At 39.0% G+C, this 26072-nt stretch carries 26 protein-coding genes; 4 read left to right on the plus strand and 22 right to left on the minus strand.

Features of this window, described 5'->3' with window-relative positions:
* Positions 1 to 170: 170 nt before the first annotated feature.
* From pseH to MHB80_RS27240, 4 genes are read left to right on the plus strand one after another with little or no spacing between them, the layout of a single operon-like run.
* The gene (gene pseH, locus MHB80_RS27225) at positions 171 to 707 is read left to right on the plus strand and encodes a UDP-4-amino-4,6-dideoxy-N-acetyl-beta-L-altrosamine N-acetyltransferase (RefSeq protein ID WP_341279852.1); all 537 of its coding nucleotides are present in this window, start codon (positions 171 to 173) and stop codon (positions 705 to 707) included.
* Positions 708 to 733: 26 nt separating this feature from the next.
* Positions 734 to 961 carry a phosphopantetheine-binding protein gene (locus MHB80_RS27230; RefSeq protein ID WP_341279853.1) on the plus strand — a complete coding sequence of 76 codons (228 nt, stop codon included), beginning with the start codon at positions 734 to 736 and terminating at the stop codon, positions 959 to 961.
* 1 nt (position 962) lies between these two features.
* Entirely contained in the window at positions 963 to 2210 is a 1248-nt protein-coding gene (locus MHB80_RS27235; protein ID WP_341279854.1) for a fatty acid--CoA ligase family protein, read from the plus strand.
* On the plus strand, positions 2207 to 2932 hold the full coding sequence (locus MHB80_RS27240; protein WP_341279855.1) for an SDR family oxidoreductase: 726 nt from the start codon (positions 2207 to 2209) through the stop codon (positions 2930 to 2932). The genes MHB80_RS27235 and MHB80_RS27240 overlap by 4 nt, the downstream gene beginning before the upstream one ends.
* A gap of 94 nt (positions 2933 to 3026) precedes the next feature.
* Here the strand turns inward: MHB80_RS27240 and MHB80_RS27245 are convergent, their stop codons facing one another.
* The 22 genes from MHB80_RS27245 to fliW form a co-directional block, all read right to left on the minus strand.
* Complete coding sequence (locus MHB80_RS27245; protein ID WP_341279856.1) at positions 3027 to 4328, minus strand: hypothetical protein; 1302 nt, start codon at positions 4326 to 4328, stop codon at positions 3027 to 3029.
* A 14-nt stretch (positions 4329 to 4342) separates the two neighbouring features.
* Positions 4343 to 5509 (minus strand): glycosyltransferase, encoded by a 1167-nt coding sequence (locus tag MHB80_RS27250; RefSeq protein ID WP_341279857.1) that lies wholly within the window; start codon positions 5507 to 5509, stop codon positions 4343 to 4345.
* A gap of 33 nt (positions 5510 to 5542) precedes the next feature.
* Positions 5543 to 7549 (minus strand): glycoside hydrolase family 99-like domain-containing protein, encoded by a 2007-nt coding sequence (locus MHB80_RS27255; protein WP_341279858.1) that lies wholly within the window; start codon positions 7547 to 7549, stop codon positions 5543 to 5545.
* Positions 7550 to 7592: 43 nt separating this feature from the next.
* Positions 7593 to 8720 carry a hypothetical protein gene (locus tag MHB80_RS27260; RefSeq protein WP_341279859.1) on the minus strand — a complete coding sequence of 376 codons (1128 nt, stop codon included), beginning with the start codon at positions 8718 to 8720 and terminating at the stop codon, positions 7593 to 7595.
* Between the two features lie 16 nt (positions 8721 to 8736).
* Positions 8737 to 9642 (minus strand): class I SAM-dependent methyltransferase, encoded by a 906-nt coding sequence (locus MHB80_RS27265; RefSeq protein WP_341279860.1) that lies wholly within the window; start codon positions 9640 to 9642, stop codon positions 8737 to 8739.
* Positions 9643 to 9690: 48 nt separating this feature from the next.
* Entirely contained in the window at positions 9691 to 11136 is a 1446-nt protein-coding gene (locus tag MHB80_RS27270; RefSeq protein WP_341279861.1) for a CDP-glycerol glycerophosphotransferase family protein, read from the minus strand.
* Positions 11137 to 11146: 10 nt separating this feature from the next.
* Positions 11147 to 12256 (minus strand): 2-aminoethylphosphonate aminotransferase, encoded by a 1110-nt coding sequence (locus tag MHB80_RS27275; RefSeq protein WP_341279862.1) that lies wholly within the window; start codon positions 12254 to 12256, stop codon positions 11147 to 11149.
* Between the two features lie 8 nt (positions 12257 to 12264).
* Positions 12265 to 12954 carry a TylF/MycF/NovP-related O-methyltransferase gene (locus MHB80_RS27280; RefSeq protein ID WP_341279863.1) on the minus strand — a complete coding sequence of 230 codons (690 nt, stop codon included), beginning with the start codon at positions 12952 to 12954 and terminating at the stop codon, positions 12265 to 12267.
* A 25-nt stretch (positions 12955 to 12979) separates the two neighbouring features.
* Positions 12980 to 13726, minus strand: coding sequence for a phosphocholine cytidylyltransferase family protein (locus MHB80_RS27285; protein WP_341279864.1), 747 nt, complete (start codon positions 13724 to 13726; stop codon positions 12980 to 12982).
* Complete coding sequence (locus MHB80_RS27290) at positions 13723 to 14643, minus strand: TauD/TfdA family dioxygenase (RefSeq protein WP_341279865.1); 921 nt, start codon at positions 14641 to 14643, stop codon at positions 13723 to 13725. Before MHB80_RS27290 ends, MHB80_RS27285 begins: the two co-directional genes overlap by 4 nt.
* A gap of 11 nt (positions 14644 to 14654) precedes the next feature.
* A complete protein-coding gene (locus tag MHB80_RS27295; RefSeq protein WP_341279866.1) occupies positions 14655 to 15332 on the minus strand; it encodes a class I SAM-dependent methyltransferase in 678 nt (225 codons plus the stop codon).
* Between the two features lie 2 nt (positions 15333 to 15334).
* Entirely contained in the window at positions 15335 to 16471 is a 1137-nt protein-coding gene (gene aepY, locus MHB80_RS27300) for a phosphonopyruvate decarboxylase (protein WP_341283091.1), read from the minus strand.
* The gene (gene aepX / locus MHB80_RS27305; protein WP_341279867.1) at positions 16471 to 18069 is read right to left on the minus strand and encodes a phosphoenolpyruvate mutase; all 1599 of its coding nucleotides are present in this window, start codon (positions 18067 to 18069) and stop codon (positions 16471 to 16473) included. The genes aepY and aepX overlap by 1 nt, the downstream gene beginning before the upstream one ends.
* Before the next feature lie 42 nt (positions 18070 to 18111).
* Positions 18112 to 19101 (minus strand): SDR family NAD(P)-dependent oxidoreductase, encoded by a 990-nt coding sequence (locus MHB80_RS27310; RefSeq protein WP_341279868.1) that lies wholly within the window; start codon positions 19099 to 19101, stop codon positions 18112 to 18114.
* A 200-nt stretch (positions 19102 to 19301) separates the two neighbouring features.
* Complete coding sequence (locus MHB80_RS27315) at positions 19302 to 21563, minus strand: 6-hydroxymethylpterin diphosphokinase MptE-like protein (protein ID WP_341279869.1); 2262 nt, start codon at positions 21561 to 21563, stop codon at positions 19302 to 19304.
* Positions 21564 to 21679: 116 nt separating this feature from the next.
* On the minus strand, positions 21680 to 22003 hold the full coding sequence (locus tag MHB80_RS27320; RefSeq protein ID WP_341279870.1) for a hypothetical protein: 324 nt from the start codon (positions 22001 to 22003) through the stop codon (positions 21680 to 21682).
* The gene (gene fliS / locus MHB80_RS27325) at positions 22000 to 22395 is read right to left on the minus strand and encodes a flagellar export chaperone FliS (RefSeq protein WP_341279871.1); all 396 of its coding nucleotides are present in this window, start codon (positions 22393 to 22395) and stop codon (positions 22000 to 22002) included. Before fliS ends, MHB80_RS27320 begins: the two co-directional genes overlap by 4 nt.
* 14 nt (positions 22396 to 22409) lie before the next feature.
* The gene (gene fliD, locus MHB80_RS27330; protein WP_341279872.1) at positions 22410 to 23891 is read right to left on the minus strand and encodes a flagellar filament capping protein FliD; all 1482 of its coding nucleotides are present in this window, start codon (positions 23889 to 23891) and stop codon (positions 22410 to 22412) included.
* 16 nt (positions 23892 to 23907) lie between these two features.
* Positions 23908 to 24297, minus strand: a complete 390-nt coding sequence (locus tag MHB80_RS27335) for a flagellar protein FlaG (RefSeq protein ID WP_341279873.1) — start codon at positions 24295 to 24297, stop codon at positions 23908 to 23910.
* 160 nt (positions 24298 to 24457) lie between these two features.
* Positions 24458 to 25225, minus strand: coding sequence for a flagellin (locus tag MHB80_RS27340; protein ID WP_341279874.1), 768 nt, complete (start codon positions 25223 to 25225; stop codon positions 24458 to 24460).
* Positions 25226 to 25347: 122 nt separating this feature from the next.
* Positions 25348 to 25584: a carbon storage regulator CsrA gene (gene csrA / locus MHB80_RS27345; RefSeq protein WP_341279875.1), complete on the minus strand. Its 237-nt coding sequence runs from the start codon at positions 25582 to 25584 to the stop codon at positions 25348 to 25350.
* 1 nt (position 25585) lies between these two features.
* Entirely contained in the window at positions 25586 to 26029 is a 444-nt protein-coding gene (gene fliW / locus MHB80_RS27350) for a flagellar assembly protein FliW (RefSeq protein ID WP_341279876.1), read from the minus strand.
* Between the last annotated feature and the right edge of the window lie 43 nt (positions 26030 to 26072).

The raw sequence follows: 26072 nt of genomic DNA on the forward strand, positions 1-26072 counted from the left end.
GAAGTTTCGTCTGAAATGCCGATATTTAAAAAAGACACTTACGAAACGACAAGCTGCCCCATCTGGAAAATTGGAAACGTATTTCTTTTGAAAATGGTACAATTACAATAGTCATTTAAGCACATTTGATAAGCCGCTTACACATGCAGCAGGGGTCAAGGAGGTTTTTCATGATAGAATTTATTAAGCTCCGCGAAGAGCATTTGGAGCAAGTCCTAAGCTGGCGGATAAAAGAGAGCGTCACCAAATATATGTTTTCGGATATTACCTATAATTTGGACAACCAGAAAAAGTGGTTTGATCACATCTCCCGTTCTGAAACCGATAAATATTGGATCATTTCCATAAAAGGTGTGCTGGTTGGAGTCATTTCCTTAAACGGGATAGATTACGCCCATAAACGGACAAGCTGGGGCCTTTATATTGGAGAAGAGGATTACACCCTGTACGGCGGCATCCTTCCTCCTTACCTTTATTATCATGTATTCCATGAGCTTGGGCTTCATAAAATAATCGCCGAGGTCATGGAAGGCAATGATAATATTATGAAAATACATAAACTGCACGGCTACCGGGAAGTCGGCATTTTGAAAGAGCATATCTTTAAATATGGACGCTTCCACGATGTTCATGTTATGGAGCTGATGAAGGAAGCCTGGGCTGCAAAAAGCAAGCCAAAAAAATATGCAGACAGCTTTGAACGTTAGCAGCTGCCTGCCTTGGAGGAACGATTATGAACGGACAACTATTAAATATATTAAATGAAATGCTTGAGGAAGCTGGAAATGCACCGATCGCAACTCTTGAAGACAGTCTAAGCCTGAGAGAAGATTTACATATGGATTCCTTTATGCTAGCCGAGCTGACAGTGAGAATCGAAGAGGCATTTGATGTCGACATTTTTGAGGATGGCATTGTTCTGACGATTGGTGAAGTGATTGCCAAGATCGAAGGTCAATAAAATGGAGCCGATTTTTTTGTCCGATGACGGCAAGCCATATACCTACGCCCGACTGCTAGGTGATCTGCAGGCCTTACAAACCTACTCCCCATTCGTTTATGTGAAAAATAACGAGCCATACGCTATTTTTCTGGCGATTGTGCACAGTCTCGTCCATCAGCATGCCATAGAGGTGCTGGACGGAGATTTTTCACAGCAGGAGCTAACCGCTTTGGGTATAGATGCTGCGGCTCTAGCCGTGGAATACCCTGTTAAGAGGCCGCTCGATATCAAAAATGTGTCTGAATTACTTATGTTAATTAGGCAAAACAAGGACTGGTCAGCAGCTCTGCTGACCTCCGGCACAACGGGCAGGCCAAAGAAGGTCATTCATACGCTGGAGACGCTAACGCGGACGGTTAAAATAAATGATCGCTTTCGCGACCATGTTTGGGCTTTTGCCTATAACCCAACTCATATGGCCGGCTTACAGGTTTTTTTCCAAGCGTTATTTAACCAAAATACAATTGTTTATGCCTTTGACGGCAGACAAAGACAGCTTGGCGAACATATTCGGCGATATGCCATTACTCATATTTCGGCAACTGCAACCTTCTATCGCAATGTGATACCTCATTTGCGCGGAGATGTTTACCCAAGCGTTAAGGCGGTTACTTTTGGCGGTGAGAAATACGATCCCCATTTGGAAGGCTCTATCGCCACTCTTTTTCCAAAAGCTAAAATCCGTAATATTTATGCATCTACTGAGGCTGGAAGCTTATTTACAGCTAACGGGGATATTTTTGAAATAGGTGAAGAGATGGAGAAGCTCGTCCGCTTCACAGAAGCGAATGAACTAATGATTCACCGTTCCTTGCTTGGTGGCTCAGATACCTTTTCCTTGGATGGAGAATGGTACCGTACAGGGGATATTGTCGAGCTTGAAGGAGATGGCCGTTTCCGGTTTGTGTCGAGGGAGACTGAACTTATTAATATTGGTGGTTATAAAGTTAATCCTTCTGAGGTAGAGAATACCTTAATACAGGTACCCGGCGTACTGAATCTACTTGTTAAAGCTAAGGCCAATAGTGTAACGGGCCAGATTCTTGTGATGGATGTCGTCAAAGACACCGGCTATGAAGATGCTGCTTTAAAAAAAGCGATTAAACAATATGCGACCGAGCAGCTGCAGGAGTGGAAGGTTCCCCGAATTATTAAATTTGTGGACGACATTCCTGGTTCGCGGACAGGAAAGAAGGTTAGAGCATGAAGTGGATTATAGTGACTGGTCACTCAACCGGCCTCGGCAAAGAAATCGCCACTCAAATTTTATCAGAGACGGACTACGGCGTAATTGGAATCAGCCGCTCCGGGGAAGCTTCAGTTCAAGACCTTATAGAGAAGTATCCGGAGAGATTGAAAGCTATTTCCTTCGACCTGTCGAACAGCTCGGATATTAAAGCGTTATATTTGCAGCAAATTCGCAAAATTGGTCCTGTCTACGGGCTTGTCAACAATTCGGCCGCTGCATATGACGATATTATTACCAATATGAATATGGAACGGCTAGAGCAAATGTTTCAAGTCAATGTGTTTGCAGCTATGCATTTAACCAAATATGCGATTCGCGATATGATTTTGAATAAAATCCAGGGCAACATCGTTCATATTTCATCCATCAGCGCCCATACAGGCTACAAGGGGTTAAGCATGTACGCAGCCACTAAGGGGGCGATGGAGGCATTCTCCAAAAACACCGCCCGTGAATGGGGCAGCAAAGGAATACGCTCGAACTGCGTTGTCCCCGGCTTCATGGAAACGGCAATGAGCGCTACGCTCACCCCAGAACAAAAGGAACGTATATACAATAGGAACTCCTTGAAGAAAGAAACAGAGCTGGAAAGTGTGGCTAGTACGGTGCTGTATCTGCTGTCAGAGAAAGCACGATCCATTACGGGAACGGTTATTCATGTGGATAATGGGACGATATAGAGTTCGGACCCTTCTGCTAATAGATATTAAGAAAAAAGAACATACCGCCCCTTACTTTAGGAGCAAAGTATGTTCTTTTTTCTTTAAGTCGAACTCAATTATAAAAACTATATATCAGCATATTCTTCTCTTCATTAAATCCTTTGCCAAGCAATTGTTTCTTTATTTCGGCCGAAGCGTACGATGCGATTATAATAAAATCTGAATGCTCAAGCACATCTGGTTTAAAAATAGTAATCCCTTGGATAGCTAATCCCCATTTGTTTGGGTCATTATCTATAAATCCTATTGGAGTAATATTTTGTTCCATTAATAGATTCAGAACGTTCTCACCGTATTTCCCGCTACCGAATATATAAATGCTACTAGTTCCCAAGTTTTTAATTTGTTCTATTTGAAGTCGTATTTCGGCATCCACTGCTTGTTTTCTTAATCTCTCTTCGGGTATTCCAAAATACTCCCCAATATATTTAACAAATTCCTCTCCGACTGGAATAGATTCAAAATCACCTTTTCCACTTGATATATCTTCAAATAAGTGCGCTATAGCATATTTTTTCTCAGACGGGCAATGCCAGACTGTCAGTTCCAAATCATTATAGGATACATCTCGTCTTACAGCCGAAAGAGTCCACATTCTCCTTATAAAAGGAGCTGCTTCGCTTCCTTCGTAACCCAGCTTATAATACAAGAAACTAAGCATATGGGCTTCTTCATTAAACTTTAGCAGACCTTGATTGAAGCGATTTAAGCTCTCCGACCAAGCTTGATCGACCTCTTCATTTAATTTGCTAATATAACTTACAGTAGCTCCAAACCACTCTCCACCCGCATAGGACGGCGGTTCTGGAATAGTCCTTTGAAGCAACGCCTCATAGATCTCTTTCATTTCATTTCGTGATAACCCATGAATATCCTCTGTCTCTGTGAACGGCATATTATAGGCCATAATTTGCTTTTCTGCGATTACATTCATTATGGTGTCTGCTTTGCGTACCCATACGCAATCAGAATCCAAGATAACAAAACAATCCTCTGGATTATAATTTGAACCTATGTATTTTAAGATGTCAAAAATGTAAAACTGGTTTCGCCAGCTTGAGAAATACCCTTCAGGGGTTTGATAGGTTAATGGCAAATGTACAACATCAACCTTTAATTTGGCGAGCTCCTCTTTAATAGAAAAACCATTAACATCCGGAATATCTACACTATTCGTAAATAAAACATGATTCATTTCTGGATTATTCTTAACACTAGAACAAAAATAAACATACACACAGCGCCAGTAAACCTCTTGAAAGGATTTATCGGCTGAGTTGTTTCCCACTTGTGTGTAGCTGCTTTCCTCATCTTTGGAATCTAAATAAATCCATGTACATATATATTGGCTCAACTGGATTCCCCCGATTATGCTTCGTTACTAGACTGTATAAGTCGGAAATAACTATTAAATACGGCATCCTCATCCGATAAAAAATGAATCATTTTTAAAGAGCTGATCTCTCCCTGCTTCAATGCCTCTATGTTCTTATCTATTAATAAATAGTAAGGCTGCTTTTGTTTGGCTGAGGCAGCGAGCTGCAAGGCATAAGGAATATCACCTTTATATTGAGCAGTAATCATTGCATAATTGTGTATGGTATGAAAGCGTTCAGGATCAGTGAGATAGGCTCGCTCCAAATAGTTATAGGCTGATTCAATATTATTTTGCATATGTTTCAGAAGGCCTAAATAAAAAAATGTCTCCGTGTTACCGCCCGCTTCCTCGGACCGGACCAACCAATGTTGCGCTTGAGTAAAGTTCTTATCAAAATAATAATTCTTTATCGCAAAAGTAGTATAAATATCACTAGGCGCCTGTCCTTTTGCTAGCCACACATTTTCTAAGTTATTCATGTCATATCGACTCTGAATCCGAACTACATCTTGAATCATTCTCATCGATTGCCCTGAGGTATTGTTCGAATGAATTCTATATTGGGTTAACGTTTGATCGATATAAGCAAAACGATATCCGCGCTCGGCAAATTGCAAACTGATGTCATAGTCTGAACAAATAACTTCCCTGTTTAATCGCAACCATGGTTCATTACGAAAAGAAAGGCCGGTTCCGGTGAAAAAACCTCTTCGAAACAATTGCATAAAGAAATTATTTGAATCTAAATATTCAGGGAGCCTGAGTGGATGTTTAAAGCTTTCGCCTCTTGCATTAATGAGCTCCATTTGGGAATATACCATACCAATACGCTCTTCCCCAAAAGCCCTTGCAGTCAGTTCTACACGCTGTGGGAGTGCCACATCATCGGCGTCTAGAAAACAAATAATGTCACCAGTTACAAGTGGAAATGCTGTACGATAAGCAGCAGTAATTCCCTCATTTTGAGGTTTGTAAATCACTTTCATCTTATCGTTATTTTTCTCGTACCTTCTTAATAGCTCAGTCGAATCATCACTGCTTCCATCATCGACAAAAATACATTCCATATCCGCATATGTCTGATTCAATAAACTTTGTATACATTCCTCCAAATATTTATCGTTATTGTATACAGGAGTAATTGTACTAATGCGCATAAAAGAATCTCCTCCGCCGCTGCAGCAGGTATTTTAATTATCGTGCAGATTAATAGATAAATGATTAATAATCAATACATACTGGAAGCCTGTTTTGTACTTTCTATATTCTCGCTCAACTCTATATACGTTAGATTTACTCTGAGTAAAGTAAGCATGTAGAACATTGGAGGCGTTTTGATCTTTTGCTAAAATAATCAGGTTAGAAGCGCATGCGGTAAGCTGTTCTAGAATAGACAACACTGCTATTTCATCCATATTTGAGCGCTGAAGTGAAACCAGGGCATAGTCATAGCCATTATCATCGTGCATTTTGTTTAAGCTGCTTTGCATGCTAGCCGTTGTATTCGTGAATATTAGCTCTAAAAACGGGATGTTATCTTGGATGGCATTAAGATTCAAAATTTGAACATGCTTGTGGCTAACCCAATTAGACAAAGGTATTCCTGCTGCGCCCAATTCCTCACCCAGAATCTCAATCAACATTCTCTCTTCTGGTAAAGCCCCACACTTCTGGCAGCGTTGAATGGTATCCATTGAAAACTTACCGAACCCACAAATATTGCAAAAGCAATCGTTTTCAAACATAATAAAAGGCTGGCCTTTAGCAGAGTATCTTCTAATGGTTGATTGATTGATATTTATGGCGTAATCCTTATTTCTCAACAAGCCAATTGCCATTAAATCATTTTCTATTTCTTCATGGAACATAGACGCAATACAAACGAAAGGTTCCACATTTTGCTGTGCAACGCTTAAAGTAGATTTTGAATGAACCGTAACACCATTAATTAATGTACCGACTTTAGAAGCGTTATTATCAATAAACCCTTCTACCTTAATACTCGATGCACTTAGCAGCTCCAGTGTCTTTAACCCTGCTGCCCCGGTTCCCCAGATATAAATCGGTCTTAAAACATTTACAGACAAATTAACGCTGTGCTTAAGGGACTCGGTAGACTCAGCTTCCTCCCCCATCTCAAGCCTATCTGGCGCACTACCATCACGGGCTTCTTTTGTTGCTTCCAGAAATAAATGGCCATTTTTAAGATCCGGCTCCAAATGGCAGCCTTCTCCCCACTCATTCCAAGCATTAATAAATACAATTTGTTCCTCTAGTGCATATTCGTTTACACGCTCTATACTTTGTTGAAGCCAATGCTTATATAAGCTGGCATCATTATTTTGGATAATCGTTGCATTATTGCTTCTACGTGCTGTATTATCCCAGCTTGGAAATACACATGGAAAAGCAGGCAGCTTCGTTTCTGCTTCTTTCTGCAAGGCCTTTTCCACCATATCTTGATAGCTATAAACAGTTAAGCCTGGGATTGTGGAAACCGAGAGGTGTTCATTAGCCGTATCTCTGAAATCAGGAGTGAAGTCATACATCGAGTCAAAACCAGCCTGAATCATATCATCCACCGTTAAACTGGCTTTGGAGTTGTTGGCACAGCATAAATATATATCATCAAATCCATATTTCTTAATCTCATTCCGCCAAGCTGCAACCACTTCTTGCAAATTGGTTATTTCATTCGCACGATAGACTAGGAACAGCGGCTTATTGTCGATTTTGATGTAACGTGGATCTTGAAAAGCCTCCGCCAGCCACTTTATATGCTCCTCAGGGCTATATTCTTCATACTCCTGCTTTAACAGCAGCTGTTGATCCATTCCATCCCAACGTCTTGACCAGTTCTCGTTCGCCCAACAGAGACAAAAATCCAGATTAGGCTTGCCCGATTGAAGCACTTCATTAAAGGGACGCTCTAAAATCATTTTTCCATTGAACCAATAATGATAATAGCAAAATGCATCTATGCCATAGCTCGCTGCTAGTTCGCCCTGCGCTTCTCTTGTTTCCGGCAGCCTTAAATCATAGAATCCTAAATCAGAAGGAATATGGGGCTGATAGTGGCCATTAAACGATGGCCTGGCTTTTGACACATTCGTCCATTCTGTAAAACCATTGCCCCACCATTCATTATTTTCTTTAACAGGATGATATTGAGGTAGATAAAAAGCAATGATTTTCATAAAGCCTCCAAGTTAAAATGTAATGGCTTAAGGCAACCTTTAACTAATTAATTATCCCGAAACAGTAATGAATATGCTGCTTCAAGCCCGCTTCATCCAGCTGTTTTTTGATCTCCTTAAAATAAGAGGAACCGATAACAATATAGTCACTCTCTAGTGAGACCTGTTCAAGGGAGGATATAGGAAGCTCCTGCATAACCGTTCCCCACTTTTTCTCGTTGTTATCAAGGAAACCGCTGACCTTATATCCTAAATCATTTAAAACAGCCATCGTTTTGATTCCGGCCGTTCCTGTGCCCCAAATATATATATTTTTCTCGGAAGAGTACTGCTGCATGGCTAGCTCCAAGTAACCCTTTTGTATCAAACCTGAATCCGAGGTAGCAGGTTGAACATTACGCCATTGTGAATCGAGCTTAGTATCCTCTAAGGAAGCATTGTCCTTAATTAGATATTGACCAAGATAATTAGAGGACTTCACGTAAGCAACAAACGATCTTTCCATCTGAGCATACTGCCCGTATTCATCAACACTAATCCCCACTCTTGAAAGCAAGTCATTATAGTCGATTTCCATATAATCTCTAATTCGTACAACTAACTGCTGAATCGCCCGATAGAGAACATATTTCACGGGGATGTGGAAGTCAAAAACCCATTCATAATCAATAACTTGATATTGTCCATTAATCAAAAATAAATTTTCAAAGGTTAAATCAATATTCCCGACCGGAAAAACAGTACCGCTGATCGTATCACATTCTGTTCCAAAAACCTGCTTAAATTCATCTGATACGGGAGCTTTATCCACCTGTAGAACATTTAATGAGTTGAGGAAGCTTACGTATTGGTCCAAAACAGCATAAAATTCTTCAAACTTTTTATTCCGTATGTAATCTAATATCATTTCATTTAATGTTTTTTCGGATATATATTCATAAAAAACAGCATTATTTTCTAATGTGACGGGTACCAGCTTCATCGTTTTAATAGTAGAGAAGTGAAGCTGCAGGAGCTCATAATTTTCCTGAATGCGCTGCACATGCCGAGTGGCTTTATCATTTAATGCCCGCTTGCGTACCGTTAACTGATCGAAGCGGTATCCTATTGCAGTCTCGGTCTGAAACTGCTCATTACGTTGTCTATTATATCTCGCATATTTAATGTCCATACCATCACCCGTTTTTTTAGAATTGACATTTTATTAGAAATGAGTTTGAAAAAAAGTCGAACATGTCATTATCAACAATGGAATCCATAGCTAGTTTTTCATTGAAAAGCGAAATTCTCTTTCTATCATAATTAGGAGTGACAGAATTGTACTCTCCCGCCTTCGGTAAAAATTCGTCGCTAAAAACCTCATCTGGCATTTTGTAATCCGGGACCGGATAATAGAAATCCAATTGTTTAAACCCACATTGTCCAAGTAATTCTTTCAACTCTTTTTTAGAAAAGGTTCTAACGGAGTGATTGGTAGAATGGTAGTTTTCAATGCTATCAAAATAGATGCCGGAATGATCTTCTGCCGCTCCAGACCAATATTTAAGCCCAAACTTATTCTCAATGGCAATAAGCAGCACGCCATCTTCCTTTAAAAAGGTTTTAACTTTATTTAAAAACTTTTCGAAAGGGTTCTCCATACCACTTAAGCCGGCATATTCAAGAACTCCAATAAGCGTTACATAATCGAACTTTTGTTCCATTTCCACATCGAACAAATCGCCTACAACAATATCAATATTCTCACGTTTCTTATGACGATTTGCTAGTATTTCAGCTCTGCGCATGGATAATTCCAATGCCGTCACCTGCGACAACTTTTCACTGAACAAGCCTGTTATTGCTCCGCAGCCTGCTCCGATTTCAAGAAGCGTTCCATTCTCAGAAAAGTTATACCACTCCAGAAGGTTTCTTCTAATGGGAGAGAAATGATACAATATCGGCCAACGATTATCTTTTTGCAATAGAAGATCAATATCCTCATCGTTTCTGACTATATTCAGAATCTCATCCTCAATACTTCCATCCGAGTAGGTATCTGAACCTTTGTAAAATGTATCATCAATATGAATATGGCCTATTTTTTTAGACATTCATAATATTCCCCTTAAAATAAAGTTGTCTAGGTTGACTTACCGCTATCATAAACTCATTAACCATCTGGAACTATTATGAAAATCCTCTTCCTCTACAAAGCCTAACTTTGCAAGCTGTCTAATTACATCATGAGAAAACGACGTTCCGATAAAGATAAACGGTTTGCTGGCATTGTTTTTTTCTAGAGCATCAGGGGCTTCTATACGTATACCTTCTTTAAAGGTCCCCCATGCTTGTTCGTTTGCATCTACAAATAAATCAGTCTTAATTTGACACTTTTCTAGAAATACAACTGTCTTGGAACCTAAACCCCCGGCTCCCCAAACAACAATCTTACGTCCTGCAGTACTCTGTATAAGGGACTCCAATTTTTCCATATAAATCTGTTCCCTAACCTGTCTTACATCTTCATTGTTAATAGCTAAAAGCGCCTGCAATGCTTGTTGATCTAGAGCACCTTCTACTTCAGGCTGAGGCGCAGGAATATTACAATCAACAAAAGAATCTACTAGCTGCATAATTTGATAAGCACTTGTACCAATATGCTCAAAATTATTCTCTTTATGCTGCTTTGCTTTTAACTTTTCTTCCGTTAAATGATTAAGCAGCTTCTCGATTGTTTCAGTTAGCTTTACCTTTTCCGTTTTTATAACATGATCATAAGGAATGTCGGCAAATCTTGAAGGAACCGTGTCTGGTATTAGCCAGTCACTTACAGCAACACCACAGGCATCAAATAGTAAGGCTTCAAACAATACACTAGACTCATCAGAAACAATAATATCTGTAAATGCTAAAAAATGCATGATGTTGATTTCGCTGTCGGCAACATATACGTTATCGGCATAATTCTCATGCAAAGCATTCATTTCTTTTATATTTTCGATGATATGGGGATAACGCTCAACCCATCCTGTACCTGCTTTCCACGGTCCCTGTTTCAAAACCAAATTGACAGGCAGCTTCTCGAGCGCTTTTACAAACTCATGCTGTTTTCCATCATTTTCCCAAGAAGGAGCATACAACACTGTAATTGGATGCTTGAGGTTCATACTTTGCTTCAATTCTGCTACTTCTTTTTTGAAACTATCTGTGGTAATAATATCAGCCTTAGGCCAACCAAGCTTATATACACCGTTCACTGGCATAGAAATAGGATCCCAAGAGCTATCGACCCATCTTTTGACCCAACCATCGCCTGGTAAAATTCCCACATCAAACTTATTCCAAGGCTCACCGTTCCAAATATTAGGCCACCTATTATGTCCTTGTCCCATATCATGCAGCATAATCATAGAAAAGTCTGCATTCTCCGGATAGCAACGATGCTGGCAATAAACACCGATATGGGCCTTTTCATGGATATCTGCTGATATTGTGACCTTATATCCTCTCGCTTCCGCTTCAGCCGCGACAGGTTTGATTTGTTGCAACTCACCACCGTCTGTATAAAAAAAGGTGATATCCTTATGTAGCTCTAGCTCTCTCATAGCACCAACCCTATTCTCGGCTTATCGTTTGGAAATAAGCTTCTAAGTGAGATAAAAACAACTGAATATCATCACGATTGATATCACCAATATTAGCAATTCGGAAATTTCGATTACCCTCTATCTTCCCTGGATATATCGTAAATCCTTTATCATATAAAAAGTCATGCATCTCATCAAAATTATAATTCTCATGCTTAGGGTCTTTAATTGCCGTTATAATACGTGATTGGTGCTCAATGGGGACGAGATATTCCAGGTTTAATTTTTCTATACCTGAAATAAGTGTTTTCCACGAGTCGGTATATCTTTTATGACGATTAATAATGCCCTCATTTTTCGTCTCAATTATAGCCTGCTTTAAAGCGTATAGCGTTTGAACAGGTGGAGTAAACTTCATTTGTCCATGCTCTTCGAAATAACTATACTGCTTATATAAGTTCAAATAATAATTATTCGCCTTTACTTGTTTGCTGTGCTTTATTTTCTCTTTATTCCCTATCACAAAGCTTACTCCAGGCAAACCTTGTAGATTTTTATTCGAGCTAGCTACTAAATAATCAATATTTGACTCAACCATATGGATTGGAATCGCCCCATACGAGCTCATTGCGTCTACAATTAAGTCAATTTTATACTTTTTACACAAGGTACCAATTGCATGAATATCATTTAACAGGCCCGTTGTTGTTTCATTATGTACAACTGCAAGGTGAGTAATCCGCTGTTCTCTTCCCTGCAAATTTCTTTCTAACTGTTCTAAATCTATTGGGTTTAAATAATCACTAACATACTCGTCATAATTCAGTTCATATGCTTGTGCAATTTCTATCATTCTTTTACCATAGGCACCATTATTAATAATGAGTAACAAGCCCTCGCCTACAACCGAGCTAATGACAGATTCTACAGCTGCTGTTCCTGATCCGCCAATCAACACAGAAGTATATTCCTCTGTGTTGGCAACAAATTCAGTTAGGTTCAAGGACACCCATTTTAGTATTTCTGAAAACTCCTCTTCACGAGGGCAAATATCCGGAATAATTTGTGCATATTTCACTGAATCAGTTGTTGTGGCAGGGCCTGGATTTAAGAGTATATTCCTTTTTACTTTCTGCACGATTCCACCTACTCTTTTACGATGTAGCAAGGGCGGGCAGCGAAAGGAAACTGTTTGATCGTCACATCTTTATCCTTAAAGAAGTCATCTACCCCTCTAGTATCTCCATGATAACTTAATCCGCTTGTACCCTCACCGCCATAGTTGTCCAATAAAATTACTCCGCCCTTCATAACTCTGTCATACATATGCTCCAGAACACAGTAAGTAGGTTCTACAAAGTCAATATCAATATTAAGCAAGGAGATTTTTAAGCCGCCATTTTTTTGGATATAATCAGGGACAGTATCAAGCACATTCCCCGCAATAAGCTCATAATTTTTAATACCCTTTTCATTAAATATTTGAGACAGCTGATCTGTAGAAATCGAGCTTGCTCCTGCTGTATTAATCCAGTGCTCTCTTTGTGCCTGGTCTTCTTCATACGAGGTATTCGGAAACTCATCACTAAACACATCGAATGCAATAAGCTTGGAGGAAAATGAATTGCCTAGCAATTCTCTCATCATAGCGAATCTTGTAAATGATGTTCCTTTGAATACACCGCATTCCACGATAGCCCCTGGAACATCTTGAACCATTTTATAGGCTTCATAATGCACCAGAAATTTAGCAAGCCGATCTGGCTGCAAAGTTAAATGAAAATAAGTCTCGTAATCATACATGGATTGTTCATCAAATTTAGGTAAGGTTATCATTAAAATCCTCTTTTCTGTTGGTGTTTTATAATTCGCAAGCTTGTTTATAGTCCGTTAAAGTATCAATTTCTATCCAGCGGCCATCATTCGTGAACACATAGCCTACTTTATTTTGAATAAAATATTCATTCAATAAATGCTCCCAGTTCAATGGCCAGTTCGTTTCCACCTGAAGAAATTTTTCGCAAGCAGCTATAAACCGCTCTCTATCTTCTCTGTTAATTCGAATAATTCCTATGGCCTCACCTAAAAAAGAATGACGGCTTAGTTCTTCATTTGTAACTAATCTTTTATCAATTGTTTTTCTAACATATGAGTTTTCATCTATTAAAACCTTCGCACATTCTATATCTTCTAGGTGACCTTTTCCTACTAAGATAGAGCTTTCTTGTGCTGATTTCACAATGAAATCTTGAAGGATATCTACTGCATAAAACAAGTCAGCATCAAAAATCAAAATATCTTTTTCAATTTCTTTAACCCCCATATACAGCGAGAAGGAGTTCCCTTTGACGCGATAATCTGCATTTTCAACGAATTCGATTTGAATATCGTTCTTATACTTTTGTACAGCATTAATAATTAACTCTTGTTTGTACCCAACAACGATAACTAGCTTGGCAAGCCCACAATCTATAAACGCCTCTATATGTCTGTCCAATAGAGACTTTCCATTAACTTTCAGTAACACCTTTGGCTCGGTTGTTAGATCAGCAATTCTTGAACCAATTCCTGCTGCAAGCAGTACTGCCGTTAGCCCTTCGCTACTCATCCGTTTATCTCCTTGACCCATGCTCGATCAATCGTTCTTTTATATCTCTTTCCTGCTGTGAAATCCAGATCCACTACTTCTGCATTTTCAAAATCTGAAAATGTTGTTCTGCCATGGAAAACCTGAGAATCATTAATAATAAGTGTTTCCCCTTGCTCCAAGAAAAATCTGCTTTGCAAATCAGAAATTTCCAGAATAGAGTCAAGAGCATCCAATGCCGACAGCTGTTTAGCAGTTAGAGGGTTCCCAGATTTCTGATGCGCAGATTCTAAATAATCTCTTAAATATCTAAACTGCGCTACACCTTCTTCAGAATAGGTTACAATTGGAGCTTGATAGGTGCCATCAGAAATACCTCTGTATTCCCAATAGAATGGGGCTTCTAAAGTACTCAATACGTCAGGCAGCGATTCTTTCAAATAATTATATATATCATTTCCATTTAATAAAATGGTTTCCCCACCAACCATCGCTGTCGCAACGCAATGCATGACTAAGTACTCCCATTTCACAGGAACATTAACGTTGTCAGTGTGGATAGAGCCACCCTGCCGAGTTTGGTGATAACGAGCCCCATCTTCCATTTTTTTCGTTCTATCTCGATCATATACATGAATAATTTTTGCCCCTTCTTTATTTTGAACCAATGGCTCTCCTAAAAGGGAAATGACAATCCATGATAAAAATCTATTTTCATGCAAGGATAACTCTTGCAAGGGCTTTAGAACCATAAAGCCTTTTTGATTAACGTTCTGTTTAATTGCCTTTATTTCTTCCGTCAGCTGTTTAAAGCTATGTAATTTCTCTGGCGTAATATTATCAAAGACAAGACTGTCGTTATTTTCAGAAAAAAAATGAATAATCTCTTTATGAGACTCTGAAGAAAGCGTAATATAATTTTCAGTCGAAATTTTCATTCATGCTCCTCCTAATTTTCAAGTAGAATATTATACCTATGTAGATTGCCAATTGGATAATTTTGATCAAATATTCTTATACGCTTACCTAATTTTTCTGCGACCATATGAAACCATTTTTTGTCATAGTATAAATGGGGTAACCCTGCATACTTTTTATCGTATTCCTCTTCACTTAAACCCTGACGCCTATATGATTCGGATTTATCTAAATGTGCAAGATCGGGTATATCAAGAATAGCCGTATATTTATTGGACTTTTCACACATTCTAGCTATGACTTGTTCAGCAAAAGCGTAATCCTTAAAATAGTGAAATACGCTATTGGAAATGACAACATCATACCTTTCGCTTACGTCAAACGCTTCTGCAGCCGCAACTTCAAAGGAGTCCAATGAGAAAGTTAGATTTGCCAGTTCAATTAGCTTACTGGAGTAATCAACTCCCCCGACTAGATGCCCCTTAAGATAGTAAGGATATAGAAATGCGCCGCAGCCACAGCCAACTTCAAAAATGGAATCACTAGGCTGAATATCGATTTCTTGTTTAATATATTCTGTATATTCAATCCATCTATCTATACTGATTTTCCCAGCACCACTGTCAAAGCCATCTGCACGCAGCAGCTTCTCTAACCCATTATACTCATGAGAGATTTCCCTTTTATTCCAAATTTCTTCCCAAATCATAATCACTCCGTCCTTGTAAGAAACGCTTGCAGACGCTCCTTTACTTCAAAAGGTTTAATGACTGGTCTGCCTAATTCTTTTTTAGATCCCTCTGCTATTCTCACATATAGAAATGTTAGTTCAGGGCTTTCTTGCCACTTCTGTATGCCAGCCTCTAGTTCGCTCAAATTATGAATATAATAAGAGTGCACATAACCACAAGCGTTCGCTACAGTCGTAAAATCAATGTTGCCTGAGACAGTAAATTGTCCTCCTGTTGAATCATGACAGTTATTATCCAGCAAAATATGAAGCATATTATTCGGTCTATAATATCCAATTGTAGCCATGCTTCCCATTCTCATTAGAACGGAGCCGTCGCCGTCAATAACTACAACTTTTTTAGATGTGTTTAAAGCAGCGCCAAGCCCCAGTGAGCTTACACAGCCCATAGAACCTACCATATATAAATTATTGCTCGAATCTTCGAGATCATACAGCTCTCTACCTGTTTTCCCTGTTGTAGCTAACTGAATGGTTGAATCGTTCTTATATTTATTAATAACAGTCAAAGCATCAAATCTTCGTGGAAGCTCGTCTTCCTCTGTCTTGTTCTTTATATATTTATTATAAGGCTTATCGAATTTACTATCAGTGACTATCAATTCTTCTTTCGATAGCGTTGCTTGCTTCACAACAAAAAAGAAGGACTGGTTACTTTCTAGTATCTGGTTGGCAGCATCTATTTGCTCCGCATATTCGCTCTCTGAATCTGAAAGATATGCCCATTTTACATTCATCAAATCCAACAAATCAGTCGTAATTTTCCCCATCAGCTCATGCTGTGGCTCATCCGCTATTCCTTCCTGTCCTCTTAGACTGACAAAACCAAGCACCGGCAGTCTAAATGTATAGTTTAGTGAAGTTAACGGAGAGACCGCATTGGTTAAACCTGAGTTCTGCATCAGTACAACTGGCTTCTTACCCGCCAGATATGCTCCTGATGCAATTGCTACTGCGTCCCCTTCATTTGCAGCAGCAATATACTCACAATCATTAATAGCATAATTGATTAAGCTATCAAGAAAGGAACAAGGAACGCCAGTGAAAAAATCGAACCCTTTTTGTTTAAGGTATTGTCCGAAATTTTTTGTATCGATCACCTTAAATCACCCGCTTTGTGGAGGTCAACGATATTATTGACATCTAGCCACAATCCTCTCACAAACTTGGCACGGACAGGAATAACTTTAACTAATTCATTGAAGAGGTCATGAAGCATCAAATTTTTAAAATCTGGTCTTTTAGACAGAACCTCCATACAATCTTTAACAGCTTGGGCACCTTTTTCAGAAACTTTCCAAATGCCGATAAACTCGCCGGTTGCTGATTTTGCTTGCCCGTCTGTAGTCATCTCTACTAGCCCTACAGATTGACTATAATATGTTTTAGAATATGATTGATCCGTAATAACTATGTTTTTCCCATCGACGGATGAATCAAAATCCGGATCTATAATTAAGGTAACGTCATTATTGTCATCAAATAGTTCATTTAATATGTAGCTTTTATATATAATATCTCCGTAGCTAACTACGGTAGTACCTTTTAGTTTATCTTTAGCTAAATATAAGGAGTATAAATCCTTTGTTTCCGCATATTCATCGTTATCTACTGTTGTAATGTTAACAGCCGCAATTTGTTCCTTGCCAAATCCGCGAACAACTGCAATATCTTTTATACCAATTTTATTCATATCGTTAATTTGATTAGATAGTAGAGATTTGCCATTAACCTTCAATAGGGTTTTTGGAATGTCTTTAGTAAGCTCTCCAAGATCTCCTTGGCTCGCAGCTAAAATAATCGCATTAACTTGACGCCCAGCTGTAGGCAAGTATTTTTTTTCGGCAATTCTAAGCTCATCTTCACCTTGAATTCTAAACACTTCATCCACTGTAACTACATTATCTTCAACAAACTTCAAGGTTTGATCTTCAAATATTTGCTTACTTGTTTCTTGCATCGCTTTAATGGATGACCGTAAATTATGATTAGCCCATATGACCGTGCTAACACCCATTTCCCTAAATTTACTTGTAGGAGTAGAGTAATACTTTGTTGGCACGATGATTACAGGATGCCTGTTATCCCATTCCTTCATAAATGACTCAATTTCTGCCACATTTGATTTTTTGCTATGTATAAGAATTGCATCGGCACCAGCCAATCTGTAAGCTTCTGCGCGACGTAAAGCTTCATCCATTCCCCAACCGGCGATTAGTGCTTCTACTCTTGCTGCTACTACAAAATCGGCATTGTTCTGGGAATCCTTTGCAGCCTTAATTTTCCCGCAAAACTCATCTATACTAGCTAATGGCTGCGACTCCCCGGAAATGAAAGAGTTTGTCTTTGGAAATAGTTTATCTTCAATACATACGCCGCCAATGTTGCGCTGTTCAAGTTTTCTAACCAAGATTCTCATATTATTAAAGTTTCCGTAGCCTGTATCCCCATCTACTAGAATGGGAATATTGACTGCATCACTCATAAATTCCAGCACTTCTAACACTTGCGTCCACGAGGCTTCATTATTATCCCTTACCCCTAAGGATGCAGAGATGGATAGTCCACTAGCCCATATCCCTTTAAAACCCGTTTCTTCTACGATTTTTGCCGAAAGCCCATTATGTGCCTCCATAATAAATTCCAAATCCTGCGATGTAATCATTTCCCTCAATTTATATGCATTGTTATTCATGCTTATCCTCCTGATGCAATTATGATTGTTTATAACGATTTTCTATAGTAATTTTTCGTTTATTATCCAGTTCCGTAATGTTTCCTTATCAATACTTCCTTCCTGCGGAATTTTCATATCAATAACTTGATGATTTGTTTTAGGTGTACTTATAAAAGAAGCAGGAATAATATACATTTCCTCTGTTTCTACTGCGATTCGCTGTTCATCCAGAGTCATTAATTCCTCATACATTTTTTCTCCTGGACGTAAACCTATTGTATGTATTTCAATCTCATTATCTGATTTCTTTATGTGATTCAGCAGGTCTATCATAACTTCTGCTAAATCCCCTAATTTGACTACCGGCATTTTCAAAACTAATACTTCACCGCCGCTTGCGAGCTCATTGGCACGAAGAAGCAGCTCAATGGCCTGCGTTGGCGTCATCATATACCTAAGCATTTCAGGATCTGTTACAGTAATCCTTCCTTGCTCTACTATTTGCTTCTTGAATAATGGAATTACAGAGCCGCGGGAGCCCATGACATTACCGAAGCGTACAGAAGAGAAGATTGTTGATTTCGCCCCTTTTTGATACTCTGCCGCAGATACTAGTCTTTCTCCCATTAATTTTGTTGCCCCATATGTATTGGTTGGAGAAATTGCTTTGTCTGAGCTCGTAAAAAGAACCTTTTGAACTCCGGCCTGAATGGATGCTTGAATGACGTTTTGTGTTCCAATGACATTCGTCTGAACAGCCTCAAACGGATTGTATTCACAAAAGGGCACATGCTTCATTGCCGCCAAATGGAAAACAAAATCAACATCTTCAAGCGCTCTGAGCAGCCTCTGCTGATCACGTACATCCCCAATTAAATATCGCATTTTCTCATGATGCTCATGGAAGTCTTGGCTCATTTGATACTGTTTATATTCATCTCTGCTAAATATACGAATTACGCTTGGATCATAAGTAAGCAGTTGCTTCGTTAATTGATAGCCAATCGTCCCCGTTCCACCTGTGATAAGAATTTTCTTGTTTTTGTACATTTTTTACAAACACCTCTTTTTGGCATCTTGCCTTTGGGAAACGATATGAGATCATTTATCTACCCTTATATATATATCGGCTAATAGAAGTCGATTTATAAGAAAGACCACAAGGAAATTGTATCCTTGTGGTCTTTCAATTTTCAACAAACATATAGTGGAGGAATTTAATTAATTATCGTAAAAAGAGAGCAAAAGCGCTATTCTCTATTCTTCATGTTATTCAATTTTTCAATTGTTTTTCCAGTCACTTCACGTAAAACAGGAACCTTCTCTATAAGTGCAACAATCAAGGGATACATGATTTCTTTTGCCAAGTCCGATTTTTTCACTATATTCGTTTCTTTAACCAGTTCGGGCAAGTCACGTTCAAATCTATTAATTTGATTTCGCAAAAGCATATAACAAAAGGCACTAAAAGGAGCACTTGCAACTACCTTGCCCCAATCACTATCTATATCGTCTATAGCTTTTATACTTTTCGCAGGATTATTCCGGCTCAATTCAACCGATACTTTAATATTTTTTTCAATTCTTTTTAGCTGCTGTTCAAACTCACTGATTTGTTTAGGAAGCTGCAGCAGAGACTTGCTAATACGCTGTATACGAACTAAGTCATAGCCCTTTAACTTTTGCAGCTCCTGATTCATAAAGTCATCCGCTACAAACTTTTCTAAAGACCGCTTTAGCACTTGCTCCATAGGTTCAAATAAAGCACTGCGAATACGTGCTCCTTTTCGAGATGTGTTAACAAATTTTACATTAGGATGATTTTCCAATAACTCACAAATATCTTCTAAAACTAACTTCATTATATTGTTCGTCCGATTTAATGTACCTTGTACATTCTCAACCATTAAATCTGCTTTTGCAATGGTTTTTTCCATATGCTGCTCCGAAACATGCTGCGAGCCTGGGGCATACATATTTTCTGTGGGAAATGATAGATCCTGCCCAGTAAATATAATCTCTTTACAGCCCATATACACTGCTGCCTGTATGGCAGTCCCTGTAACAGAATGATTGGATAAAAAGATTGCATCTTTATCTGAAAGCTGAAAGAAAAACTTAGTTATAAAATCGTTTTCAAAATGAACGTGGAATAGATTATCTTTTTTATAATCCAAAATTTTATATTTAATCAAAGGGGTATATAAAAGCGGTATTCCTGTTACATCTGTATTTCTAAACACATTAAAATTTGATTCAGCGCCATCCATACTTACAATCAGGTGTGGCCTTATATTATAATGCATTAACGATTGTACTGCTGATCCGGCTGCAATAATAATGGTATGTTTTTTAAGCTGACGTAAATATTCAATATCTTCAGCGAGCGATGGCCCTGCACCAACAATTACCGCAGTTTTATCGGTAAATTTATTTTTCATCTCTGCAAGTGAAGGCGAATATATAGTTTGCGGCAAATTATACATGCTGTTTTCAAACCATTCTAATCCATGTTTTTCATACATCATATACGAGCTGCCAAAGTTTAAAATCGCTAATTTAGCCTCATTACTAAATGCTAAAACATCGTTGTTACTTAATTTATTATAAACAGGGAGTACAATAATTTCTGCATCCCCCTTCATATATTTCATAAATCTATACATCATTTTTGCCCGATCATTTATATTTCCGCTAACTGATAAATGCTTAACATTAGGCAAATCCAATAGCTGTTTTAAGTCCATATTATACATGGCCGAAAGTAAAATTTGCTCATCTGGCTCATATATGTATATATTATGATTTGGATATTGCTTAGCATAAGCAAGCGCATGATACCCGTATCCCATACCAAAAAAAATAATTTCATTCTTTTGTTCTACTTTTAAAGCAATATGTTTCAACCAGTTTTCCATTTCATATTCAGGACTATATTTGCTATATAAATAAATGGCCTTTCCATCTTCTGCTTTAACAAATAAATTAGGCTGGCCATTTCTAGCATTCATAAACTCGTAGTTATCTTGATCTCTATGTAACACATTCATTTTACGGAATATATCCGGATACTTTTTGCCTAAAAATCGCAGATTAGCTGCTAATAGCTGTTCTTGATTTATTCTGCTGCCTTCCTGTCCTAATTCCAATGAAAGCTGATTAAACAATGGAATCAATTCGAAACGGAGACAGTCATTAGCTTCAATATAATTTTCTTGATCCATATGAGCGTTCATTTCTTGAAATTTCATACTAAGGTCTCTGGCTGTTCTTTCACATACCTCGTGCAATGCTTGAAAACCCTGCTTGCTTTCCAGTACGTCTTGGATACTAGATAATGCGCGATATAAGTCATCCATCCCCTCGATTATTTCGGAAAACAACCCCCAAAAGTGCCCAGTTATTGGCTCAACCAATCGTTCTTGAACAGACTCGGAGGCAGCAATCAGCTTAGGCAAAAACAGGCTGATGTCCTCAATCGTATCTTCAACTTCCCACTGCTGTTCCCCCATATATAAATACTCCTCACTTTATAAAAAATTTAAAGCATGGACAATTAAAAAATACAAACCGTCAGATTAATATTCCGACGGTTTCATAAATGTTAACATATACTCCAAGGTTTCAATCATTCCCTTAAATCAACAAAATAACTTTCTGCATTATATGCTTGTTCATACTTTTGTTTTTGCATGCGATGCAGCTTAATTTTATTCAAACTTGTAGCGGCTTCATCCTTTAACTCCTGCATACGTTTTAGGATCGTATCGTCATACTCGCCAATCAAACGAATTACCGCCTTCATCTCTTCTGAAACCTGGGTCTGCTGAAGTTTATTAACGATTTCTGTTCTAAAATCAGCTAATTCGACTAATTCTTCATAGCTTGCCTCCTGAATATGCTCAGCTATATACAGAGTCTGATCATATAGAGACTGCAAGGATGATATCATCGAGGAGCTCCTGTTGGTGCATCATTTGCAGCAGCTAGCATCGCTTGCTTCCATGTATCACGAAATTCCTGCAAATACCCCAGCGCTTCCTTAGCTGCGGCTATATTTTTCTTCATATTGGCTTCTATCAAAAGATGCAGCATATATTCATAAATACGTGAAAGCTCTTTGGAAATTTCAAAACTAGTATCCAATGAGGCTGTCAGTTCATGTATAATTGCCTGTGCCTTTTTCAAGTTTTTGTTAGTAGCCTCGTAATTTTTCTTTTCCAAGCCGTCAATTGCCGCTTTTGTAAAGCGGATGGCTCCTTCATACAGCATAATAATTAGCTGACCAGGTGTCGCTGTCTGAACAGAGGACTGCTGATAAATTTGATACGGCGAGTTTAACAATCCGGTTCACTCCTTTAGCTAGTAAAACTCATTAAAGCGGATGACTGTGTATTAAAGCTGCTAATTGCTTTTTCCATTGCACTGAATTGCTTAAAATATTGCGTTTCGATACTATTAAGTCTGGAAAGCATGCGGCTTTCCTGATCCTTCATAGTACGAAGCTGTGCGCTAATGAGTGAGCTCTCCAGAAAAGCTGCACTCGTGTCTGAGCTAACTGTCGAAGTTCCCGCTTTTGTAGAAATGCTTTTCAGTGCGGTCATCGAGGATGCACTCATCTTGGCAAATACGCCAGATGTTGAGCTGCCCGGCGAAGTATCCGTACTCTTAGCTGTAAAGAGGTTGATTACCTTATCTGGGCTAGCCTCTAATGCCGTTCTCAATTTACTTTCATCAAGTACAAGCTTCCCCTTCTCGGTATAGGTGCCTGTTGTGATACCAATTGTTAATTTATTTCCGTTACCGTCTACTATTCCAGCTACTAATGAAGTCGCCGCAATACGGAGATCGGAAAGCATCGTGCTGAGTGTACCATCGTTACGCAATGTGCCACTGCGCGCTTTTTCTTCCCACTGTTTAATTTCATCATCAGTCATTTCTTTTTTCTCTTCAGCAGTCAGTGGTTTGTAGGTACGATTGACAGCTTCAGAAAGCTCTGAGTTAACCGAAGCAATTAAGCTGTTATATTCAGTCACAAACGATTTTATGGTATCAATAATTTTAGCTGTATCCTGTACAGCAGAAATCGTTGTAGGAACAGAAGTTGCTGACTGTGCTTTAACGGTAAAGTCGAAGCCGTTGACTGCAAAACGATTACTAGCTTGCTTATAGCTGATGCCATTAATCTTCACTTCTGCATCCGTACCAGCTTGCCCTCCTGTCGGAGTACGAGAGGTAAACACATTGTCCTGAAGCGACAATTGATTTTCACCAGTCTGAGTGGCCGATATGGAGAACTGTCCCGAATTGGCATCGTATAATGCTGTCGCTTTCAGCGTACCTGCGTTTGTGCTAATAGCTGCTGCAAGATCACTTAGCTTTGCATCCTTGCTCACTTTAATCGTTTGATTATTAATATTAACGTTAACCGTGCTTGAGCCCGCGCCCGATAAAGCAAATCCTAAATCTTCCAAGGTCTTGCCTTTATCTGCAGCAGAAAACGTATACACACTGTTTCCAGTTGTAGCCACCTTGTCTACTGTTACATTTAAAGAACCATTTGCGGTAGATGCTGTTGCATTGATAGTCAACGTGTTCGTATCACCGCTGACCTGCGATGTTTTCGCACTGATAGCTGAGGACATATTAAAGGAAGAAAGCTTATTGTTCCGGAAATCAACAATTTTACTACTCATTGACCGGTAATCTTCTTGCTGCCACTCCAGCTTCGTGCGTTTTTTGATCATGTTATCGTAACTTGTCCGGCGAGCCTTCATCATTTCCTTGACTAAATTATCAACGTCCATGCCAGAAGCTAAGCCTGTAATTCTGTTTGCCATGAATATTCCCCTCCTTCTAAATCTTCTCGTCGATTAAAATCCCATTGATAATACCATTTTGCTCCATCAGCTTGGCTGCCATATCCAGCAATTTCTCTTCGGGGATCTCACGTATAACTTCTCCCGTTTCCTTATTGCGAATTTTATAAATAATATGATTTGTTTCTTCATGTACGGAGCGGTCCACAGTTGTCTCTGGCCCACTAATCGATTCTATAACCCGATCAACACTCTTCGTAAGCTGCTGATCATCACCCTGAATAGAAGCCACTTGTGAAAATCCGTCGATTGTAGTGCCAGGACCAGATATTGCACCAATGGCTCCTGTAATCGGTTTTATTGGAGCGGCTCCTGCCGCCTTATCTGATGTATAGCCCGCTGTGGTATTTACAGATGAAATATTCATCTTCATTCCCCACCTCAAATGAAATTGGTTATCTATATTTAATATCGGATTGAAGCATATATTTTATTAGCCTTAGACCGTTATTTCAATCCTATTTATTCATTTAATTATAGAAAAAGAGGCCCTAGATAATCTAAGGCCTCTCCGCTCAGAGCAACGATTATTGCAGCAAGGACAGAACGCCTTGTGGTTGCGAGTTTGCTTGAGCAAGCATCGATTGGGAAGCTTGAAGAAGAATGTTGTTCTTCGTAAGCTTAACCATTTCACTAGCCATGTCTGTATCACGAATACGGGATTCGGAAGCAGTCAGGTTCTCAACAGTTGTACCCAGGTTGTTGGAAGTGTACTCCAAACGGTTTTGAACAGCACCAAGCTTAGCGCGCTCAGTCGAAACGGATTTGATAGCTGTTTCGATAGTAGAAAGAGCACTGCTGCTGTTAAGAGCATTAAAATCAGTAGTAGTAATGCTACCGATTTTAATCGTTTGTGCATTATCATCCGATTGAATTGTAGCACCGCTTGTAATTGCCATGCCGTTGAATTTAGTATCAGTCATGATGCTCTTGATTTGCGAACCCAACTCGTTCAACTCAACGTCAATGTTAGCTTTGTCGCCGGAGCTGTAAGTATCGTTCAGCTTTTGTACGTTCAATTCTTTCATACGAGTCAGCATGGAGCTAACTTCGTTCATTGCGCCCTCAGCTGTTTGTACGAAGGATACGCCGTCTTGAACGTTCTTTTGAGCTTGCTCAAGACCACGGATTTGACCACGCATTTTTTCGGATACTGCCAGACCAGCAGCATCGTCAGCCGCACGGTTGATACGAAGACCTGAAGAAAGTTTCTCCATGTTCTTACCTGCTGCAGCGTTGTTCAAAGTCATGTTACGGTGAGTGTTCAAAGCTGTGATGTTGTGATTAATACGCATTGTTGTTTCCTCCCTGAAATGGTTATTTAGTCCCACATCCTTGTGGTTAGCCGATTAAGCTGTGAAGCTCATCCTGCTCTAATATAGTTATCGGCATATTTAACCAAGAGTTTATAGCCAAATCAATTTTTTTTAAGATTTTTGAATTGATTTTTCAGCTCGTTGGCCGTTATAACCGATTGCCCTGCATTCATGTTCATATTCTCAACGGAGACATACAGCTCTTTTCTTAAAAGCTCCACTTCCTTTGGCGCTTTAATGCCTAGCTTCACCGTATCTCCCACTACCTCCAGGACGGTAAGCTCAATATGCTCGCCGATTAGAATGGATTCTCCTTTTTTTCTTGAAAGCACCAGCATTCTATTCCCCTCCTGTCTTCAAATCGTCACTGAACAGCTGATGCTGAATGGAATAGGGACTATTTGGCAGAATATATTGTACCGCCATTTGCTTTGTCGTATTCATAATAATAGGAGCAAGTAAATTAATCGTTGCTGATGACAACTCCTCAGGTACTCTTACAATATTATAGATTTCCAAGCTCTCTCCATCCTTAATCTCAAGTTCTTCCTTTACCTGTTCTGATAAATCAAACTCATAATTAGGAAAGAACTCGAAAGGCGACACGATAATGAAGGCTAACTCGCCATCCTCCAACGATTGCAAATACTGAAAAGGACTATCTTCTATGCCTACAATCATAAATTTGTCGTACTGCTTAAAACCAGGAATACCCACCACGAATGATATGATTTGCTCTGGACTATATTCAAGCGATCCAAACCGCGTTGTTTCTACTATCATTATGCTCAACTCCGCTCCCTTTAATTAAAAATGTAGAAGCTAC

This window comes from Paenibacillus sp. FSL H8-0537 (genome assembly GCF_038051995.1).
In the GTDB taxonomy this organism is placed as follows: Bacteria; Bacillota; Bacilli; order Paenibacillales; family Paenibacillaceae; genus Pristimantibacillus.

Excerpts from the sequence above, each read along its gene's own strand:
- pseH (WP_341279852.1), top strand. The coding sequence starts at position 171 with ATGATAGAATTTATTAAGCTCCGCGAAGAGCATTTGGAGCAAGTCCTA.
- MHB80_RS27230 (WP_341279853.1), top strand. The coding sequence starts at position 734 with ATGAACGGACAACTATTAAATATATTAAATGAAATGCTTGAGGAAGCT.
- MHB80_RS27235 (WP_341279854.1), top strand. The coding sequence starts at position 963 with ATGGAGCCGATTTTTTTGTCCGATGACGGCAAGCCATATACCTACGCC.
- MHB80_RS27240 (WP_341279855.1), top strand. The coding sequence starts at position 2,207 with ATGAAGTGGATTATAGTGACTGGTCACTCAACCGGCCTCGGCAAAGAA.
- MHB80_RS27250 (WP_341279857.1), bottom strand. The coding sequence starts at position 5,509 with ATGCGCATTAGTACAATTACTCCTGTATACAATAACGATAAATATTTG.
- MHB80_RS27255 (WP_341279858.1), bottom strand. The coding sequence starts at position 7,549 with ATGAAAATCATTGCTTTTTATCTACCTCAATATCATCCTGTTAAAGAA.
- MHB80_RS27260 (WP_341279859.1), bottom strand. The coding sequence starts at position 8,720 with ATGGACATTAAATATGCGAGATATAATAGACAACGTAATGAGCAGTTT.
- MHB80_RS27265 (WP_341279860.1), bottom strand. The coding sequence starts at position 9,642 with ATGTCTAAAAAAATAGGCCATATTCATATTGATGATACATTTTACAAA.
- MHB80_RS27270 (WP_341279861.1), bottom strand. The coding sequence starts at position 11,136 with ATGAGAGAGCTAGAGCTACATAAGGATATCACCTTTTTTTATACAGAC.
- MHB80_RS27280 (WP_341279863.1), bottom strand. The coding sequence starts at position 12,954 with ATGATAACCTTACCTAAATTTGATGAACAATCCATGTATGATTACGAG.
- MHB80_RS27285 (WP_341279864.1), bottom strand. The coding sequence starts at position 13,726 with ATGAGTAGCGAAGGGCTAACGGCAGTACTGCTTGCAGCAGGAATTGGT.
- MHB80_RS27290 (WP_341279865.1), bottom strand. The coding sequence starts at position 14,643 with ATGAAAATTTCGACTGAAAATTATATTACGCTTTCTTCAGAGTCTCAT.
- MHB80_RS27295 (WP_341279866.1), bottom strand. The coding sequence starts at position 15,332 with ATGATTTGGGAAGAAATTTGGAATAAAAGGGAAATCTCTCATGAGTAT.
- aepX (WP_341279867.1), bottom strand. The coding sequence starts at position 18,069 with ATGAATAACAATGCATATAAATTGAGGGAAATGATTACATCGCAGGAT.
- MHB80_RS27310 (WP_341279868.1), bottom strand. The coding sequence starts at position 19,101 with ATGTACAAAAACAAGAAAATTCTTATCACAGGTGGAACGGGGACGATT.
- MHB80_RS27315 (WP_341279869.1), bottom strand. The coding sequence starts at position 21,563 with ATGGGGGAACAGCAGTGGGAAGTTGAAGATACGATTGAGGACATCAGC.
- MHB80_RS27320 (WP_341279870.1), bottom strand. The coding sequence starts at position 22,003 with ATGATATCATCCTTGCAGTCTCTATATGATCAGACTCTGTATATAGCT.
- fliD (WP_341279872.1), bottom strand. The coding sequence starts at position 23,891 with ATGGCAAACAGAATTACAGGCTTAGCTTCTGGCATGGACGTTGATAAT.
- MHB80_RS27335 (WP_341279873.1), bottom strand. The coding sequence starts at position 24,297 with ATGAATATTTCATCTGTAAATACCACAGCGGGCTATACATCAGATAAG.
- MHB80_RS27340 (WP_341279874.1), bottom strand. The coding sequence starts at position 25,225 with ATGCGTATTAATCACAACATCACAGCTTTGAACACTCACCGTAACATG.
- csrA (WP_341279875.1), bottom strand. The coding sequence starts at position 25,584 with ATGCTGGTGCTTTCAAGAAAAAAAGGAGAATCCATTCTAATCGGCGAG.
- fliW (WP_341279876.1), bottom strand. The coding sequence starts at position 26,029 with ATGATAGTAGAAACAACGCGGTTTGGATCGCTTGAATATAGTCCAGAG.